Raw genomic sequence first — 19729 nt, forward strand, 5'->3', positions numbered from 1 at the left:
TCCTGTACTATTTATCAGTCGAAGAACAGATTAACGCTCTTCTAAAGCCGGAACTTTACGCGGCTCTGGGCCTGTATAATCGGCACTTGGGCGGATAATACGGTTGTTTGCACGCTGCTCTTTCACATGAGCGGTCCAGCCGGTCACACGCGACATAACAAAGATTGGTGTAAACAATTTGGTTGGAATACCCATGTAGTGATAAGCCGATGCATGGAAGAAATCCGCATTCGGGAACAATTTCTTCTCGTCCCACATGACTTTTTCACAACGCACAGACACGTCGTACAAGCGGCTATCACCCACTTCTTCCGACAGCTTCTTAGACCAGGCTTTAATCACGTCGTTACGCGGATCAAAATCGCGGTAAATGGCATGACCAAAACCCATGATTTTCTCTTTGCGTTCCAGCATGCCTTTCAGTTTCTGCTCGGCATCGTCAGCGTCTTTCATGCCCTCAATCAGCTCCATTGCCGCTTCATTTGCACCACCATGAAGTGGGCCGCGTAATGAACCAATGGCACCGGTCACACAAGAATGAATATCTGACAAGGTTGAAGCACAAACACGAGCCGTAAAGGTTGATGCGTTAAACTCATGCTCAGCATACAGAATTAACGAAGTGTTCATTACTGCTGCGTGCAGCTCTGAAGGTGCTTTGTCGTGTAACAAGCGCAGGAAGTGTGCACCAATAGACTCTTCTTCAGAATCGGTATCAATACGCACGCCGTCGTGAGTATAGCGGTACCAGTACAGTACGATACCCGGGAAAGTCGCCAGCAAACGTTCGATATGATCGTCAGCTTCATCAAAGCTTTCTTCCGTTTCCAGGTTACCCAGCATAGAACAACCGGTACGCATAACATCCATTGGATGCGCTGATTTTGGAATACGCTCAAGTACGTCTTTAACTTCCTGAGGTAAAGTACGCAGTGACTTCAAGCGCTTTTTGTAGTCTGTTAGCTGTTGCTTATTCGGCAACTCGCCTTTCGCTAAAAGGTAAGCCACTTCTTCAAAACTGACTTTTTCCGCCAGTTCAGAAATGTCATAGCCACGGTAGGTTAAACCTGAACCGCTTTTACCAACAGTACATAGTGCCGTTTCGCCGGCTGACTGTCCGCGCAAACCTGCGCCACTTAGTTTCTTCTCTGCCATAATGTTGTTCCCTTCTTAATTTTTGTATTTGATATCTGCCATCGCTCGTAGCCTGACGTTTACGTCAGGAACGATATCTCACCTGACATAAATGTCAGGCTACTTTTTAAATAATTGGTCTAACTTTTCTTCAAAATCGTGATAGTTCAAAAAGTCATACAACTCTGCGCGAGTCTGCATGTCATCAATAACGGCTTTCTGATCGCCATTCTCTAAAATACTATTGTAGACGTTAAGTGCGGCTTTGTTCATTGCCCGGAATGCACTTAAGGGGTAAAGAACAATTTCCACCCCAACATCAGCTAACTCCTGTTTATTAAACAATGGCGTAGCGCCAAATTCAGTGATATTGGCCAGAACCGGTACATTCAAGGCTTCGGTGAAGGCTTTATATTGATCAAGCGTATGAACGGCTTCTGCAAAAATGGCATCAGCGCCGGCATCCACACAAGCCTGTGCACGTTCAATAGCGGCCTCCAGACCTTGTTGTTGTAGTGCATCAGTACGCGCCATAATAAGGAACTGGTCGTCAATACGTGCATCTACGGCTGCTTTCACTCGGTCAACCATCTCTTCCTGCGTCACAATTTCTTTATTTGGGCGGTGGCCACAGCGCTTTTGAGCCACCTGGTCTTCAATGTGCATTCCGGCAGCACCGGCACGTGTCATTTCCTGAACGGTACGGGCAATATTAAAAGCGCCGCCCCAGCCTGTGTCAGCATCAACTAACAAAGGGAGATCGGTTGCTGCAGTAATACGGCGAATGTCTTCACAAACATCATTTAACGAGGTCATGCCTAAGTCAGGTAAACCGAAAGACGCATTCGCTACCCCAGCGCCAGACAGGTATAGCGCTTTGTGCCCAACCTTTTCTGCCATCATTGCTGTGTAGGCGTTAATGGTGCCAACAATCTGTAAAGGATTTTCGTCGGCAATAGCTTGGCGCAACTTAGCACCCGGGCTTGTCATATGAGTCATGATGTTTCCTTTTCTGTTTGTAACCGTAATTCAATGTTTTTACGAGACGCGCCAATATGCCGGCGCATTAGCAGATCGGCCAATTCACCATCGCGATTAGCAATAGCATTAATAATGGCTTTATGTTCATCGAAGGCGCGCGAAACTCTCGGGCCATTCATACCCATCTGTACTCGATACATACGGACAAGATAGTAGAGTTCGTCGCAAAGCATATTAATTAAATACTGATTTTTACTGCCGAGTATAATGCGATAGTGAAAATCTAAATCACCGGCTTCCTGATAGTAACTCTCACCTTCACGAACCCGCTGAGTTTGCAGATGCTTATCTAAAAGCTGCCTTAACTCGTCAATTTCATTGTCGGGCATTTGCTCTGCCGCTAAACGACAGGCCAGGCCTTCAAGCTCTTCCCGTATTTGATATAACGAAATTAATCCTTCCAGAGACAGGGTAACCACTCTGGCACCCGCATTCGGAATTCGTTCAATAAGATGGCAACGCTCAAGTCTGGCTAAAGCTTCACGCAATGGCGCTCTGCTGACATTGAAACGCCGGGCAAGCTCCGGTTCGCTAATTTTGCAACCCGCCGCAATATCTCCTTCGACAATAGCGCGCTGTATTTCAAACAAAACGCGGTCTGATGAAGTAATGGCGGAACGTTCTAAAGGGCTGACTATTTGCATTAATTGTCGACAGTAATTATTGATTTAGCTATTTTCCACGAAAAAACCGATATTTGCAAGGCGAACTAAATTAAATTGTCGACAATCTAAAATCGATTGTTTTTATCACTAATACCTTTCAATATAGCAACTATCACTTTATCAGGACTACAGAGATCAACATGTTCGAATGGATTACCATGCCAGAAGCCTGGATTGCGCTGGCAACCTTAACCGCGTTAGAAATTGTGCTGGGTATTGATAACATCATTTTTATTTCCATTTTAGTTGGGCGCCTACCTGAGCATCAACGAGACAAAGCCCGCACCATAGGCTTAGGTCTGGCTATGGGCACGCGGTTACTCCTGCTCTTTTCCCTAACATGGGTAATGACTCTTACCGATCCGCTATTCAGTATCTTTGCAGAGGAAATTTCAGGGCGCGATCTAATCTTGCTGTTAGGTGGTTTATTTCTTCTTGGAAAAAGCACGTTAGAAATTCACCATGCACTGGAAGGTGATTCGCAAACAGAAAAATCCCCTGTCGCCGCTTCTTTTATCGGCATTCTTATACAGATAGCCATTCTGGACGTTGTTTTTTCGCTGGATTCAGTCATTACAGCTGTTGGCCTGGCTGAACAGTTAAGTGTTATGGTCATTGCCGTAATTATTTCGGTAGGTGTCATGTTGGTGGCAGCAAAGTCGGTCAGCGATTTTGTCGACAAACACCCGACCATTAAAATGTTGGCTCTTAGCTTTTTAATTTTAATAGGCATGACCTTAGTTGGCGAAGGATTCGGATTTCACGTACCTAAAGGCTATGTCTATTTCGCTATGGCGTTCTCTCTTGCAGTTGAAATGCTCAATCTTAAAATACGATCTAACCGCAAAAAGCCGAAACCAGTGGAGTTGCGCAAGGGTATACCGGGAGATAAACATCCTAAAAATTGAGTATTTCATCGTTTTCGGTTTTATTTCACGGCGGTCGCTAGTAAAGTAACGCCACTTTTTTTGACTTATACCAAAGTCGAACAGGACCAAAGTTTCAATAACTAAACGGATAATAACAATGGATCCAACAAAAATAGTCGACAAAGACGCAAGTTTTTTCGGACAACCAGGGGGCTTACAAACCCTGTTTTTTACCGAAATGTGGGAGCGCATGAGTTACTACGGTATGCGCGCATTGCTGGTTCTTTTTATGACCGCAAGCTTACAAGAAGGTGGTTTAGCTTTAACGGTAGCCTCTGCCACAGCTATTTATGGTTTATATACTGGTGCCGTTTACTTTATGGGCCTGCCCGGCGGCTGGATATCTGACCGTTTATTAGGTGGGCAAAAAGCGACATGGTATGGCGGCATTGTGATTATGTTAGGTCACATTGTTTTAGCAATACCAAGTACAGCCAGCTTTTTTATCGGCATGATTTTAGTCGTTCTGGGCACTGGCTTATTAAAACCAAACATCACAGCAATGGTTGGACAGCTCTACGGTCCCAATGACGATCGACGTGATGGTGGCTATACCCTGTATTACATGGGTATTAATTTTGGTTCCATCATTGGGTATCTGGTAACAGGCTATTTGCAAGTAGAAGCGGGTTATCACTGGGGCTTTGGTGCTGCAGCAGTTGGTATGGCATTGGGCCTTATTCAGTATCGATTAACCTTACCAAAGCTAAAAGGTGTGGGGGCAAAACCTCCTAAACCTCTAAGCGCTGCCGGAATGAAACGCAGCTGGATCGTTATCGGGGTACTGTTAGCGGGCTTAGCAATCATTACAGCACTTGCATTAAATGGCATTATTATTATTGATCCCATCGTTGTCGCCAGTAATGTTGCTATTGTATTTACGGTTATTTTCTTCGGATATTACGCTAGTATTTTCTTATTCGGTAAACTAACCAAAAATGAAATGAAGCGACTGGGAGCACTATTTCTAGTGTGTATCGCATCGACCATGTTCTGGGCAGGTTTTGAACAAGCGGGCTCTTCATTTAACCTGTTTGCTCGTGACTTAACAGACCGAATGGTAGGAAGCTTTGAGATCCCCACGACTTGGTTCCAAATGCTTAACTCAATTTTTCTGGTCATCATGTCGCCATTTTTTGCAGCGCTATGGATTAATTTGAGCAAACGCATGATTAACCCGTCGTATGGCTTCAAAAGTGCGATTGGTCTCATCATTATGGCCACCGGTTTCATCGTCATGTTCTTTGCTTCTCAAGCGGCTGCCAGTGGATTGAAGGTAGCTCCTTATTGGCTGGTTGCCGTTTACTTTATTCATACCGTCGGTGAGCTGTGCTTAAGTCCAGTCGCGTTAAGTGCTGTCAGTAAGTTATCACCCAAACGCATGGCCGGTCAGATGATGGGGATATTTGTACTCACCTACTCTGTCGGTAACGTCGTAGCCGGTATTCTTGCTGGCGGGTTAGATCCTGAAAATCCTGCGGCGATGCCTGAGCTATTCTGGACCATATTCTTATTTGGTGTCACTGTTGGTGCTATTGTATTTGTACTTGCTCTGTTTACCCGTAAATGGGAAAAACTCCCACCTGACGACGATAATGCTGACAATGATGACCACCCAGGTGCTGTCATTGATGCTAATGAGCCTGTCGGCAAACCATAATTCACTTCTTTGTAAAAAACTGCTAGAAAGGGACCTTCAGGTCCCTTTTTTAATATCGGTAGCACTATGCTAAAAAACATCATTCTCCTCGCCGGCCTAACTTGCAGTACTGCCTTTTCCGCTAATCTGTTTGCTGAAAATATAACCCCCCTACCTCTTAAACAACGTGCAGAGGTTATTGATGATCTTCTTCAGAAACGAGTACAGCAACTACTCCCTGAGTTAATGCAACAAAATGACATTGATATGTGGGTATTAATAAGTCGCGAGTACAACGAAGACCCAGTGCTTAGAACCTTTCTTACCAGCGATTGGTTATCCGCCAGGCGCCGAACTATTCTGGTTATCCATAACCCGGGCAACGGTGAAAAGCTGGAAACTTTAGCAATAGCCCGATATGACGTGGGTAAAGTGTTTAAAAGTGCATGGAACCCGGAGCTGCAGCCTGATCAATGGCAACGCCTGACAGAAATTATTACCGAGCGTAACCCAGATACTATTGCGATTAACCAGTCGAAAGATTTCGCTCAGGCCGACGGGGTTACAGCAACGGATAAAGCCCTTTTCATGGCTGTTTTACCGGATAATTTAAAGAATAAAATTGTCAGTGCGGAGCCGCTTGCCGTTTCATGGCTTGAAAAGCGAATAAAGGCCGAACTGCCCTATTATCGAAATGCCGTTAAGTTAGCCCATCAAATTATAGCGGAAGGTTTTTCCAGCAAGGTTGTTTCAGTTGGTGAGACCACCACCGAAGATCTCCAGTGGTGGTTCCGCGAACGGGCGGCGGAAGAAAACCTGCCAGTTTGGTTCCATCCTTCAGTGAGTGTGCAACGTGTCGATGATCCTCAACCTGGACATCCACGCTCAACCGGAATTACCATACAGCCCGGCGACTTACTTCATGTCGATTTTGGTATTACTTATCTGCGTTTAAACACCGATACTCAACAACACGCCTATGTTTTAAAAGAAGGTGAGTCAGACGCACCTGCCCCCCTAAAACAGGCATTAGCCAACGCCAATCAACTACAGGATATTTTGACTAAGCAGTTTAAAGAAAAACATTCAGGCAATGATATTTTGTTAGCGGCTTTAGAAGAAGCTAGGGGCAAAGGCCTGGAACCTATGATTTATACCCACCCTATTGGTTATTACGGCCATGGATCAGGGCCTACCATTGGCATGTGGGATAAACAGCACGCGATACCAGGTGGAGGAGAATACCCGTTATTTTCCAATACGGCTTATTCTATAGAGCTTAATAACAAAACCACATTTGAGGATAAAGGCATCACCATCATGCTGGAAGAAGATGCATTTTTTGATGGTGACGGTGTTAGCTACTTAAACGGCAGACAGGAGTCCTTTCATCTTATCGATTAGGCTTTTCCGAAACATAAATAGTAATGTGCCCGGCGGCTACAACCGTGCCGTCGCTACGCTTTGCTTCTACGGATATAGGCTGATCGCCCGATTGCCAGGTGGACTCTGAGCTAGACGCTTCTATGGTCACATCGCTGTCAGTTTTCGCCAGATACTGCACATTCATACCTTTCGGTAACCAACGCAGATGTTTAGGAATAGATGCTTCGGCTAATGCCCCCATTGCCATTTCCATACCGTTGCACACAGCAATGGCATGCACGGTGCCTATGTGGTTCTGTACTGATTTACGTTTTTTGAAAACTAGCTGACAAAAGTTCGGTTTTAATTCAGTAATTAGCGGTTTAATCGTTTTAAAGTAAGGCGCTTTTCGGGCAAACATTGTCGAGAAAACCTTACGTCCAAAAGGCAGTTTTAAGCAGCGTTCGTATAAATTAATCAGGTAGTTGCCACTGGCCACAATCATTACTCCGAATAGGGTTTAGTACATACAGTTTATTGATATAAAAAAAGCAGGCCGAAGCCTGCTTCTTAAACTTATAGCTTAGTTTACACTATGTAAACTATAAGCTGCCAAGTGTTTCATTTAACACTGAACAAGGACGCATTGCTGCTGAAACCTTATCTGTATTTGGCTTGTAGTAACCGCCAATGTCTACTTTAACGCCCTGAATTTCGTTCAGCTCGTTGATAATCGCCTGCTCGTTACCAGACAGTTTTTCAAACAACTTACTGAAACGTTCTTTCAGCTCGGCATCTTCGTTCTGGTTAGCCAGTGCTTCTGCCCAGTACATAGCCAGGTAGAAGTGTGAACCACGGTTATCAATTTCGCCAACTTTACGCGATGGCGATTTGTTTTCTTCCAGGAACTTAGCTGTTGCCAGATCTAAGCTGTCGGCCAACACTAAAGCACGTTTGTTATCAAAAGTACGGCTTAAGTGCTCGAGAGAAGCCGCTAACGCCAAAAATTCACCTAAAGAGTCCCAGCGTAAGTGGTTCTCTTCAACAAACTGCTGTACGTGTTTAGGCGCTGAACCGCCGGCACCGGTTTCAAACAAACCACCGCCGTTCATTAACGGAACAATTGACAGCATTTTCGCTGAGGTGCCCAGTTCCAGAATTGGGAACAAGTCAGTCAGGTAGTCACGCAATACGTTACCGGTAACAGAAATGGTGTCTTTGCCTTCTTTCACACGCTGTAACGTGTGGCGAGTCGCTTCAACCGGTGCCATAATCTGAATGTCCAGACCGTCAGTGTCGTGCTCTTTTAAGTACTCTTCCACTTTCTTAATCAATTGAGCATCGTGGGCACGGTTGCTGTCTAACCAGAATACCGCCGGCATACCGCTTAAGCGTGAACGGTTAACCGCTAGCTTAACCCAGTCGCGGATAGGTGCGTCTTTCACCTGACACATGCGCCAGATATCACCTTCTTCCACGTTGTGTTCGAAAACGACATCACCGGCTTTATTGAAAACTTTCACGACTCCGTCGGCTGGAATTTCAAAGGTCTTATCGTGCGAACCATACTCTTCTGCTTTTTGCGCCATTAAGCCAACGTTAGGCACTGTGCCCATAGTTGCCGGATCAAAGGCACCGTTTTCACGACAGAAGTCGATGGTTTCCTGATAAACGCCAGCGTAGCTACGATCCGGGATCATTGCTTTTGCGTCTTGCTGGCTATCCTTGGTATCCCACATTTTGCCAGAGTCACGGATCATCGCCGGCATAGATGCGTCTATGATAATGTCGCTTGGAACGTGCAGGTTAGTGATGCCTTTATGCGAGTTGACCATAGCCAGTTCAGGCTGCTTAGCGTAAACCGCGTTCATGTCTGCTTCAATGGCATCGCGTTGCTCTGCGGTTAGCTTGTCCAGCTTGCCATAAAGGTCACCAATACCGTTGCTTGGGTCAAACTCAATCTCTTTCATTAAATCGGCGTGTTTTTCTAAAACATCTTTATAGAAAACACGTACCGCGTGACCAAACATGATTGGATCAGAAACTTTCATCATGGTGGCTTTTAAGTGCAATGACAGCAGCACGCCCTGCTCTTTTGCCGCTACCGTTTCTTTTTCAAAGAACGCCTGCAGTTGCTTTTTGCTCATAGTAGCCGCGTCAACTACTTCACCAGCCAATACTGGTACAGATTCTTTCAGTACTTTTTGCTCACCATTACTTTCAAAAACAATCTTGAAGGTATCTTCGCTGGCAGACGTCACAGACTTTTCGCTACCGTAGAAGTCACCTTCATTCATGTGAGCAACGTGTGATTTGGAGTCCTTAGACCACTCACCCATACGATGCGGGTGCTTCTTCGCGTAATTTTTTACAGCGCTTGGTGCGCGACGATCAGAGTTACCTTCACGTAGTACCGGGTTAACCGCACTGCCTTTCACTTTATCGTAACGTGAGCGAACGTCTGTCTCTTCATCGGTTTGCGGGTCAAACGGATAATCAGGCAGTTTGTAGCCCTGTTTTTGCAGTTCTTTAATGCAGGCTGTCATTTGCGGAATAGACGCGCTGATGTTTGGCAGCTTAATAATATTGGCTTCTGCGGTTTTCGCCATTTCGCCCAGTTCAGCTAAAGCATCTGACTGACGTTGTTCTTCGGTCAGGTACTCCGGAAACTGCGAAATAATACGACCAGCCAAAGAAATATCACGAGTCTCAACTGAAACACCTGCAGCTTTAGTAAATGCTTCAATAAAAGGCAGAAACGAATAGGTAGCAAGGCGCGGGGCCTCGTCCGTTTCAGTATAAATAATCTTTGCTTTATCAGTCGACATAGTCATTCCTATTTATTGGACCAAAGTAAAAATTGCTTCATTTACTTACATAGTTTTGTGGCGCAGATTATAGAGGATCTGCCCTTTAATTACCATTCGCCAATGTTTTCCATGGATGTCCACGGCTCTTCCGGCGGCAAGCTATCACCCTTCTGTAATAGCTCAATGGAGATATTGTCCGGTGAACGTACAAACGCCATATGACCGTCTCGCGGTGGCCGGTTGATAATGACACCGTTATCCATCAGCTTTTGGCAAAGCTCGTAAATATTCTCAACCCGAAAGGCTAAATGGCCAAAGTTACGACCACCGCGGTAAGTTTGCGGATCCCAGTTATAGGTAAGTTCCAGCATGGGAGCCTGATCTTTCTTCGCTCTTTCAATATCGTCTGGTGCTGCTAAAAAAACCAGGGTGAAACGCCCTTTTTCCACGTCCTTGCGGCTGACTTCCTTCAAGCCGAGTAAATCACAATAGAAATTTAAAGATTGTTCCAAATCATGTACACGTACCATCGTATGTAAATATTGCACCGCTAATCTCCTATTTTTTCAATTAGAGCTTTTGCACCACGCTCATCTATCCCTTCACAGTACGGCTAAGACACCTGCAATGGTTCATAACTATCAAATAGGTGAAGAGCTTAGATAAACTGGTTGGTCAGCTTCTTTCGTTCACGCCAGTCCGGGAGAAATTCATCCATCAAGGCGTAGAAGCGCGCGTTGTGATAACGCTCAAAGAGGTGTGTAAGTTCGTGAACTAGCACGTATTCCAGGCATTCGACCGGTTTTTTAACCAGTTCTAAATTTAGCCATATTTTTTTGCTGCGTATGTTGCAGCTACCCCAACGGGTTTTCATTGCCCTGATGCCAAAGCTATTACTATATGCTCCCATTCGCGGTTGCCAGATATCCAGTAAAGCTTCAACTTCCCGGGTAATTTGCTCTCGATACCAGCGATCCATAATCTTTTTACGTTTATCAGCATTGTAATGTGGCAGAGAAACCAGTTGTAACTGCTCACCCTCACATTTCACTGAGGCTCCGCGCTTTTTAACTGCAACATCCAGTGTGTGACTTTTACCCCAAAGCTTGTGTTCCTCTCCTGATACAAACTGAAGTTCTGGTGGACTTGGCTGCATAGCAACTCTTTCACGTTGCTTTATCAGCCAATCGTGACGTTCAAACAGCCAGCGTTCAATTTCATTTAGCGAGCACTGCTTAGGAGCTGAGACTTCAACATCGCCTGAAGGCGCACGCACCCTTAAATACATATTTTTTATGCGCTTACTTTTAACCGTAACAGGAATATCGTTAATAAGAAGTTTTGCGCTGTATAAGCTTTTACTTTCTTTCGACATCTTGCTGAGCCACGATCAGTTGTTTCAATTCGCGAATTTCCTGTTGCAGATCGCTTATAGTAGGTTCTTTGTCCACGAAGCCCTCACCCAAGCCGTCCTCAGTAAGTTCAATTTTCCGGCTCTCTTTATCCATGACGTTAATCACAATACCAATAACCATATTCAAGAACGCAAAAGCGGTCAGGAAAATAAAGGTCATATAGTAAATCCAGCTCCAGCCGTACACTTCCATGGTTTCGTACTGAATGTCTGTCCAGTCCTCAAAAGTCATCACCCTGAACAGCGTGAGCATTGAAGTGGCGATGTTGTCCCATAAGAACGGATTGATATCGGCGAATAAGTAACTGCCAACAGCCGCATAGATATAAAAGATAATAAACATCAGCAGGACGACATATCCCATCTGCGGAAGCGCTTTGAGCAAGGAGTTTATTAAGGTTCGCAGCTCCGGAATAATTGATATCATTCTCAGTACCCGGAATATCCGAACCAATCGCGCCAGCAGAGCCAGTTCAGAATCATTTATAGGTATGAGACTCATGATTACAACCAGAGTATCAAACACATTCCAACCGTCTTTGAAAAACGCTTTCTTATTGTCTTCCGCGATGAAGCGAATGCTAATCTCAATTAAGAAGAACAGCGTGATAAAGAGATCTAAACCGTACGTCAGGCTATTAGCAAAAGCAGGTAACTCATAGGTTTTCGCGCCAATCTCTAATGCCGAAATAATGATAACGGCAACCACCAACGCTTCAAAAGCTTTGTTACTTTTAAGCTGAAATAACTGTTTTTTTATTTTTTCGTACATAAAGTAACTGCTCAGAAGAATAATAAGTACAAGACAACCGCTAAGACTAAACGATAGATAACATAAGGCCACATACCGAACGCATTAAGCCACTTAAGGAAGAAATGAATAGCTGTAATAGCGGTTAAAAAAGATACAATACCGCCAACTAAAAAACCTAACCAATCTACGGCTATAGACTCTGAAGCTATGGTTAATAACTTTACCAAAGCCGCCGCCGCCGTAATTGGAATGGCCATAAAAAATGAAAACTTTGAAGCTGATTCCCGATTTAGACCTAAAAACAACCCGGCGGTTATGGTTGCTCCAGAGCGAGAGGTTCCCGGAATAAGCGCTACAGCCTGAGCAAGACCAACAATAATAGCGTCTTTGAAACCAATATCCTGCAAAGTTCTGCTGCCCCGGGCGAATCTATCTCCAGCAGCCAAAAGTACAGCAAACACAACCGTAGTGGTTATGATAACGCCCACAGCCCTTAGTGCTGTGTCTATATAATCCAGTAACAGTATTCCGGCAATGCAGGCAGGTATAGTTCCGACAACAACAGCCCAACCTAATCGGCTTTGTCCAACATGCTGGCGTGCCGCAATAGAACGAAGTCCGTCAATAAAGAGTTCACTGACATCTTTGCGAAAATACAGAATTACGGCGAGTAAAGTACCGACATGAACAGCAAGATCAAAGCCTACACCCTGATCGTCCCAGCCGGTAAGTATAGGCATTAAAATTAAGTGAGCAGAGCTGGATATTGGAAGAAACTCGGTTATTCCCTGGATAATGCCCAGGATGATCGATTGTAAGAAATCCATTAAAAATGCTCGCCTTCATTCTGCTCAAATAGAAAGCGAGCATTATAGTCAGTTTCGTCCTTAGAACGAAAGTAACATTAAGCGATTAGGCGCCACATTTACCTTCTTCTGACTTTTCACCTTTTTTCTCAGACTTTTCATGTTTCATTTCGTCACCACGCTTTCCTTCGCCGCATTTGCCTTCTCCACACTTGCCTTCCTTAGCTTTGTCTTTCATATCTCTTTTATCTTTCATCTCTTCAGATTTTTCTTTCTTCTCTTCGCCACATTTACCTTCACCACACTTCATTTCCTGTGGTTGAGACATTTCGTAGCCAGACGACAGTTCGGTGGCTTCAAAGGGATTTGCCTGAGCAGCCCCCATACTCATTGCTGAAGCGACGGAAAGAGCCGATGTAATTGCCAGAGTTTTCGATGTCAGTTGTTTCATAATAATCACCTGAATTTGGTTGCCAGAATCTTTTTAACTGTAGTTTATATTTACAATAAATAGACAATTATTTACACATTATTAACGCAATATTCTGTCGTGCAAAGTGCGGATTACATTCTCGCCTTCATTGTCTGCGACAAGAAAGCATAAGTTATGTTCGCTGGCTCCCTGACATATGAGCCTCACTGCATAATCATTAACGGTGTTAAAAGTCAGCTGACTAATGTGTGCATCTCGCCCAATGCCGTTACCAATAATAGCAACAAGAGATAGACCTGTTTCCACTTCAACCCGACAAAATTGCTCCAGTTCTTCCAGGGCTGCTGCCGGTAATAAAGCCTGCCCATTCGCTGCACTGCCGCCTTCATCCAGAGTTAACGCAATGCTAACTTCTGAGGTGGTAACCAAATCAACACTCACGTTATACCGAGCCAGTATTTCAAAAAGCCTTGCGAGGAAGCCGCTTGCATGCAACATATTCAGGCTATGAACAGTCACTAAAGTCTGGTCACGGCGCAGCGCAATAGCGCGAACATCGGGCCGGCTTGTCGGACTGGCAGAAATATAGGTCCCACCAGAAAGCGCATCCTGACTGTTACCGATAAATACGCGAATGTCGTTTTTTATTGCCGGAGCCAGGCTTGATGGGTGCAATATTTTTGCCCCAAAGGTGGCCAGCTCCGCTGCTTCAGAAAAGCTCATTTCCGCTATAGCACGTGCACTGGGGCAGATTCGGGGATCGGTAGTATAAATGCCCGCAACATCGGTCCAAATTTGTAAATCCGTTGCATTAAAGCCTGCCGCTAAAAGCGCCGCACTGTAGTCACTTCCACCGCGGCCCAGAGTCGTTGTCTGGTTATTTTCATCAGAACCAATAAATCCCTGAGTTACCCGCACACATCCGGACTCAAGCTTTTGTTTCTGCTCCAGACAATGAGATTTTGTAGTCACTTCATCTGGCTGAGCACGACCAAAATCACTGTTGGTTTTAAGTAGCTGCCGGGCATCAAGAGTACTGGAACACAGTCCCTGCTCAACAAGTAATGAGGAAAATAGCAGACTGGAGCATCGTTCACCGAAGCTCAGCAACTCATCTCGCCATGAAGCTTGGTCTTCTGTAGTTTTTTGGCAATGAAGCGCGAGTTTATGGTGCAGTTGCTCTAATGATTTTTGCACCTGGCTGGCATTTTTGAGCCTTTTCTGAATAGCGAAATGAATCTCGTAGATCTCATTTAATAGCTTTTCTATCTGCCTTCCCTGCAGGTCTGCTATCGCGACTAATCGATTAGTCACACCCGCACAGGCACTAACAACTACCAGACGGATAGATGAATTACTTTGAATAATTTCAGCACAACGGAGCATTGAAGCGTAATCAGCGACGCTTGTACCTCCGAACTTTGCAACGGTAAAAGTCACAGTTTTCTCCCGAACAAAACAACAAAAGTGTTCGGAGAACTTAGGCTTTGCAGAAAAAATAACAGTAGCTGGATTTAGCCACTAAAGGGGATGCAAACACCAGAAGCTCTCCACCTGAAAGGTGACAGTTGCGGGTGTTCAAACCCTGCAACCGGCAACATTGCGCCAAAATGACAATATTACCTCGGCGTGACATCCCCTCTCTTTCGACTTAACTCTGGCTTTGGCGGCCTAAGCTCAAAAGTCCCTGATGTACGCACCTCTTCTCGGCCTGAATTAGACCACGCCCAATAAAGCGTGGTCAATTCATTTGCGATTTAAGACTGTTTTAACGTGTCCATATCAATAACGAAACGGTATTTAACATCACCTTTTTTCATCCGCACAAAGGCTTCATTAATATTCTGGATATCAAGCATTTCCACGTCACAGTGAATGTTGTGCTCCGCACAAAAATCCAGCATTTCCTGAGTTTCAGGAATACCGCCAATTAAAGACCCTGCCAACACCCGGCGTTTCATGACCAGAGCTCCTGCTTGCAACGCTGGGTCTACAGGTTCCAGTAAACCGACCAGAATATGAGTGCCATCAACTTTAAGACAGTTAATATAAGGGTTTAAATCATGTTGCACCGGTACGGTATCCAACAAGAAATCAAAAGTCTCAGCGGCCGCTTCCATTTGCTCATCGTCGGTTGAGATGATGACATTGTCTGCGCCCTGCCGTTTTGCTTCAGCAACTTTGCTTTCCGAACGGGTGAAGATAGTGACTTCGGCACCCATGGCTTTGGCGAACTTGACGCCCATGTGACCCAGGCCACCCATGCCAATAACGCCCACTTTATGCCCTTCTTTTACACCAAAGTGACGCAGCGGAGAGTAAGTGGTAATGCCCGCACACAATAACGGCGCCGCTTTTGCCGGATCGAGTTTTTCCGGCACCCGCACCACAAAACGATCACTGACCACTATCTTTTCTGAGTAGCCGCCGTAAGTCACACTTTTATCGTGCAAGTCTTCACCGTTGTATGTTGGAACCATTCCATTCAGACAGTACTGCTCCAGCCCCTGCTCACATGAAGAGCATTCGCGACAAGAGTCAACCATGCAACCAACCCCAACCGAGTCTCCTACTTTAAACCCCTTCACGTTGTCACCGACAGCCGTGACTTTTCCGATAATCTCGTGCCCCGGCACGACCGGATAAATGGTTCCACCCCAGTCGTTTTCTGCATAATGAATATCGGTATGGCATACGCCACAGTAAGTGATATCAATAGCAACATCGTCGCTACGCAGCTCACGACGTTCTATTGGGTGAGGCGCTAACTCAGAAGTTTCCGATTGTGCGGCATAGGCTTTGGTCATTTGTTGCTCCTTTCATTTGATTTATCACACTAATGTACTCATCAATTCATTTTTTAGATTGTAGTCCTTTTGAGTTATTGCAACCCAGTCAGGGACAACATACCATTCAAAAATGCTGTTCAATAATTGAAGACCTATGAAGTATCACTTTTCCTTACTGCTGGTTACCCTGTTTCTGTCTCTGAAGGTATCAGTGGCGGCAGCTTTTGTTGATGAAAATAGTGCAGAAAATGAAATACGTCCACTGAGCGACTATTTGATTCGACACTGGGAAACCCGCGATGGTTTGCCTCACAACTCTATCAACGAAATTATTCAAGATGATAAAGGCTATTTATGGTTTGCTACCTGGCAGGGGCCGACCCGCTTTAACGGCCGTCGTTTTGACATCTATGATAATTTACGCGAGACCGGATTACCCGATATAGGTATGTACACCTTAGCCTATAGCCCTTGCGATGGCAGCGTTTATGTTGCCGGTAACCGCGGCGGTATTGCCCGTTTTTATGATGGCCACTGGCAAACGCTTCAGTCAGCTCCTCCTTTTGTCAACGATTTAGCCATTGATAGAAACTGTAATCTCTGGGTCTCCACCTCAACGCTTGGCATACTTGTTTATAAAAATAATGAACGTATTGCTCAGTTCACCACCGAACATGGTTTAGATTCCATGTTCATTTTTGACTCTTTTGTTGATTCCGATGGAAACCTATGGGCCGCAACGAATAAAGGTTTGCAGGTTAAAAAGGCGGGTAAATCGAAGTTTATCGATATAACAACGATTCCAGAGGACGTTATCATCACTTTATTCGAGTTAAACGATAACCGTTTACTCGTCGGTACAGAGAAAGGCCTTTATAAACAGGTTAATGATACCGAGTTTGAACCTTTTAAACCTGAAATTGACAGCAGAATAAGCACTATTTTCCAGACTGACGACGACCAAATTTGGTTAGGAACCTATCAGGATGGACTGCTAAGAATAAATCAATCGGGTATCGAAAGACTTAGCACTAAACAGGGCTTACCTAATAACCACGTACTCGACATTATTCAAGACAAAGAAGGCAGCTTTTGGGTAGCAACACACGGCGGTCTAGTGCAGTTCAGAGACTCCTTATTTGCCTCTTATACGACTAAAAATGGCCTTACAGGAGACTACGTCAGAGCAATAGCTGAAAATAAGGATGGCGCAATTATTGTAGGCTCCAGTGTTGGAGTATCTGTTATTGATGAATTCGATATCTCTCCGCTGGCTGCAGACACCCTATTAAGCAATTTGTCCGTATTGTCTCTGGCTTATGACGATGAGCAAAAACTCTACATTGGCAGTTACACTGACGGTCTTTATATCTGGGATGGGGAAAACATTACCAGACATTTCACTAGTGATGGCTTGCTCCAATCAAATGAAGTGCGGCAAATTGCAGTCGATGAGCAACTCGGAATTTTTCTAGCCACACCAAATGGCGTCACCCATTTGTATCAAAATACGCAAAGCACTTGGGTATCGCAGCATATCCCTTTAGAAGATGTACTGTCTAATGACTTTGTCATGGCACTGTATTTGGATAAGAACGAAAAACTTTGGGTCAGCTCCGGCGCCGGTGTCGCTCAAATAGAAATTGTCGCCAAAGAAGAGGGTTTTAATTATCAAATAACCCCCATTGACTTAACTCACCTTAATAATGCGCAACTCGCTTTTCATATTACGGAACGGGGCGACTACCTCTGGCTTGCAACCGACCGTGGACTTATTGTTCACAATATCAATAAGAATAGTTGGCAAATTTTTAATCGTGACACAGGGCTTCCTTTCGATAATTTTATGTCCGTTGCTTTTGACGGCGATGGGAACCTTTGGCTTGGTTCAAGCCGGGGGCCTATCATGGTGGAACACGACTCATTTACAGAGGTTTTAAACGGGCAAGCAGACACGCTCGACTTTCAGCGCTATACCGAAGTTGATGGTCTTGAAAGTGCTCAAATTAATACGGGCGGCCCTTCAATTCTCGAAAGTTCCGATGGACGCATCTGGCTGGCGACAAGCAAAGGTATTTCGGTCGTCGACCCAAATACCATCACCGAAATTGGTAACCTCCCTCCGGAAGTCAATATTGAATCGGTAAAAGCAGACAATGAACCGGTCATTTTTGGCGAAGAGTTGAGCGCAGATACTGATCGTATTGTATTTGAGTTTGTTGCTCCCGGTTACCTTATGGCTGAACACATTGATTATCAGGTACGCTTAGAAGGTTTTGACGAAGACTGGGTGGATAAAAACTCATTCAATTCAGTTGAATACACGACTTTGCCGGTCAAAGACTATGTTTTTCAGGTAAGGGCAAGATACCCCGGAGGCCAGTGGAGTCAGCCCGACTATTTTTCATTTCGGCAGTCCGCTCATTTTTGGATGCAACACTGGTTCTGGATTATTGCCTCTTTAATCACTGCCCTGCTGGTTCTGGTTATCGTTCGAGCGCGCCTTAATCAATACAACAGAACCCGTTTGCAACTCGAACAAATGGTCAAAGAGAAAACCGCCGACCTGGAAACCATGGCTCGACAAGATCCCTTAACTAACCTGGGGAACCGCCGAGCCTTTGATGAGCGGTTGCAGCATGAACTTAATCGTTGTCGCCGCGACGGAACCTATTTAAGCCTGGCTATTATTGATGTCGATTATTTTAAAGAGGTTAATGACCGCTATTTGCATACTATCGGTGATAAAGTGCTTATTCGTCTGGCCGAAACTTTAAATGATGAAATACGCGACATAGACTACGTTGCCCGCTGGGGTGGCGAAGAATTTGCGGTTCTCATTACCAACTCTGAACTGGAAATTGCCAGAGAAGCCAGTGAGAGAATGCGCGAACGTATTGCTACAACCCTCTTTGATGACTTGGTTGAAGATATGAAGATTACCGTTAGTATTGGCGTAGCCAGCAGCTACGACTATGCTGACCATTCAAGTTTACTAGTTGCTGCAGATAAAGCTCTGTACCAGGCCAAGAGTGAAGGCCGCAACCGTGTGGAGTCAAAACCATGAGTGAAGAAGTAGAGAAAATTCAGGTTAAGGCGTTTTTAGATAACGACAGCGAAACTTTCAGCTATGTAGTTTACGATTCAGAAAGTAAAGACGCCATTGTTATTGATCCGGTGCTCGACTTTGACTATGCCTCCGGGAAAACCTATACCGAAGGTGCTAACCGTATTATCGAGTTTGTAAAAAACAATAAGCTTAATGTTGCTTGGTTATTAGAAACTCACGCTCATGCTGATCACTTAAGCTCGGCGCCTTATTTAAAAGAACATCTTCAGGCACCTATTGCTATTGGTGAACACATTACAGAAGTGCAGAAAACGTTTAAGCAGGTTTATAACCTGGATAAAGAGTTTCTCCCTAACGGCGAGCATTTTGACAAACTTCTGCAAGATGGTGAAACCTTTCACCTTGGGTCAATGACAATTCGGGTGATACATACACCGGGACACACACCCGCAGATATCGCCTACGTAATTAATGAAAACAAAGTGTTTGTCGGCGACACACTTTTTAACCCCGATGTTGGCACTGCCCGATGCGATTTTCCGGGTGGCAGTGCCAATACCCTCTACCGTTCTATTCAGAAATTATTTGAATTGGAAGACACCACCGAAGTGTATATTTGCCACGACTACCCGCCGGAAGAACGTCAGCATCAATGTAAAACGTCGATAGCGGATCAAAAGCAAAATAACATTCATGTCGGCGGCAAAGCCACTGAAGACCAGTTTGTGAAATGGCGTGAAGAACGTGACGCGACGCTAAATATGCCCCGACTCATTATCCCGTCAATTCAGGTAAACATTCGCGCCGGACAGCTTCCACCGGCAGAAGATAACGGCACTGTTTATCTGAAGGTTCCACTGAATCGCTTGTAATCAGCAGG

General features: G+C 44.9%; 17 protein-coding genes and 1 riboswitch. Of the genes, 5 read left to right on the forward strand and 12 right to left on the reverse strand.

Translation table 11 applies throughout. The features are described from left to right. Positions 1 to 30 precede the first annotated feature (30 nt). The 3 genes from prpC to DEU30_RS03660 form a co-directional block, all read right to left on the reverse strand. Entirely contained in the window at positions 31 to 1155 is a 1125-nt protein-coding gene (gene prpC / locus DEU30_RS03650) for a 2-methylcitrate synthase (protein ID WP_011234672.1), read from the reverse strand. Between the two features lie 99 nt (positions 1156 to 1254). Then, positions 1255 to 2133: a methylisocitrate lyase gene (gene prpB / locus DEU30_RS03655; protein WP_011234673.1), complete on the reverse strand. Its 879-nt coding sequence runs from the start codon at positions 2131 to 2133 to the stop codon at positions 1255 to 1257. Then, on the reverse strand, positions 2130 to 2819 hold the full coding sequence (locus DEU30_RS03660) for a GntR family transcriptional regulator (protein WP_011234674.1): 690 nt from the start codon (positions 2817 to 2819) through the stop codon (positions 2130 to 2132). The genes prpB and DEU30_RS03660 overlap by 4 nt, the downstream gene beginning before the upstream one ends. Before the next feature lie 161 nt (positions 2820 to 2980). Between DEU30_RS03660 and DEU30_RS03665 the strand changes: the two genes are divergently transcribed. From DEU30_RS03665 to DEU30_RS03675, 3 genes are all read left to right on the forward strand, one after another. Further along, the gene (locus DEU30_RS03665) at positions 2981 to 3748 is read left to right on the forward strand and encodes a TerC family protein (protein ID WP_011234675.1); all 768 of its coding nucleotides are present in this window, start codon (positions 2981 to 2983) and stop codon (positions 3746 to 3748) included. Positions 3749 to 3866: 118 nt separating this feature from the next. Next, a complete protein-coding gene (locus tag DEU30_RS03670; protein WP_011234676.1) occupies positions 3867 to 5429 on the forward strand; it encodes an oligopeptide:H+ symporter in 1563 nt (520 codons plus the stop codon). 66 nt (positions 5430 to 5495) lie between these two features. Beyond that, on the forward strand, positions 5496 to 6812 hold the full coding sequence (locus tag DEU30_RS03675) for a M24 family metallopeptidase (protein WP_034821166.1): 1317 nt from the start codon (positions 5496 to 5498) through the stop codon (positions 6810 to 6812). Here DEU30_RS03675 and DEU30_RS03680 read toward each other — a convergent pair. From DEU30_RS03680 to DEU30_RS03720, 9 genes are all read right to left on the reverse strand, one after another. Further along, positions 6802 to 7272: a hotdog fold domain-containing protein gene (locus DEU30_RS03680; protein ID WP_034821246.1), complete on the reverse strand. Its 471-nt coding sequence runs from the start codon at positions 7270 to 7272 to the stop codon at positions 6802 to 6804. The genes DEU30_RS03675 and DEU30_RS03680 overlap by 11 nt on opposite strands. Positions 7273 to 7375: 103 nt before the next feature. Further along, positions 7376 to 9601 carry an NADP-dependent isocitrate dehydrogenase gene (locus DEU30_RS03685; RefSeq protein WP_114981255.1) on the reverse strand — a complete coding sequence of 742 codons (2226 nt, stop codon included), beginning with the start codon at positions 9599 to 9601 and terminating at the stop codon, positions 7376 to 7378. A gap of 89 nt (positions 9602 to 9690) precedes the next feature. Beyond that, entirely contained in the window at positions 9691 to 10131 is a 441-nt protein-coding gene (locus tag DEU30_RS03690) for a VOC family protein (protein ID WP_011234680.1), read from the reverse strand. Between the two features lie 110 nt (positions 10132 to 10241). Then, positions 10242 to 10958, reverse strand: coding sequence for a SprT family zinc-dependent metalloprotease (locus tag DEU30_RS03695; protein ID WP_114981254.1), 717 nt, complete (start codon positions 10956 to 10958; stop codon positions 10242 to 10244). After that, entirely contained in the window at positions 10942 to 11769 is an 828-nt protein-coding gene (locus tag DEU30_RS03700; RefSeq protein ID WP_011234682.1) for an ion transporter, read from the reverse strand. The genes DEU30_RS03695 and DEU30_RS03700 overlap by 17 nt, the downstream gene beginning before the upstream one ends. Positions 11770 to 11780: 11 nt before the next feature. Next, the gene (locus DEU30_RS03705; RefSeq protein ID WP_011234683.1) at positions 11781 to 12578 is read right to left on the reverse strand and encodes an undecaprenyl-diphosphate phosphatase; all 798 of its coding nucleotides are present in this window, start codon (positions 12576 to 12578) and stop codon (positions 11781 to 11783) included. 85 nt (positions 12579 to 12663) lie between these two features. Continuing rightward, on the reverse strand, positions 12664 to 13008 hold the full coding sequence (locus DEU30_RS03710) for a hypothetical protein (protein WP_011234684.1): 345 nt from the start codon (positions 13006 to 13008) through the stop codon (positions 12664 to 12666). Positions 13009 to 13089: 81 nt separating this feature from the next. Beyond that, on the reverse strand, positions 13090 to 14430 hold the full coding sequence (lysC, locus tag DEU30_RS03715) for a lysine-sensitive aspartokinase 3 (RefSeq protein WP_011234685.1): 1341 nt from the start codon (positions 14428 to 14430) through the stop codon (positions 13090 to 13092). 95 nt (positions 14431 to 14525) lie between these two features. Next, positions 14526 to 14703: riboswitch (Lysine riboswitch) on the reverse strand. 44 nt (positions 14704 to 14747) lie between these two features. Next, positions 14748 to 15797 carry an NAD(P)-dependent alcohol dehydrogenase gene (locus tag DEU30_RS03720; protein ID WP_011234686.1) on the reverse strand — a complete coding sequence of 350 codons (1050 nt, stop codon included), beginning with the start codon at positions 15795 to 15797 and terminating at the stop codon, positions 14748 to 14750. A 136-nt stretch (positions 15798 to 15933) separates the two neighbouring features. Between DEU30_RS03720 and DEU30_RS03725 the strand changes: the two genes are divergently transcribed. Together DEU30_RS03725 and DEU30_RS03730 are read left to right on the forward strand one after the other, a co-directional pair. Then, positions 15934 to 18846 (forward strand): ligand-binding sensor domain-containing diguanylate cyclase, encoded by a 2913-nt coding sequence (locus tag DEU30_RS03725; RefSeq protein WP_114981253.1) that lies wholly within the window; start codon positions 15934 to 15936, stop codon positions 18844 to 18846. Continuing rightward, a complete protein-coding gene (locus DEU30_RS03730; RefSeq protein WP_034821194.1) occupies positions 18843 to 19721 on the forward strand; it encodes an MBL fold metallo-hydrolase in 879 nt (292 codons plus the stop codon). Before DEU30_RS03725 ends, DEU30_RS03730 begins: the two co-directional genes overlap by 4 nt. Positions 19722 to 19729 lie beyond the last annotated feature (8 nt).

Source organism: Idiomarina sp. 017G, assembly GCF_004362265.1.
Classification (GTDB): Bacteria; Pseudomonadota; Gammaproteobacteria; order Enterobacterales; family Alteromonadaceae; genus Idiomarina; species Idiomarina loihiensis.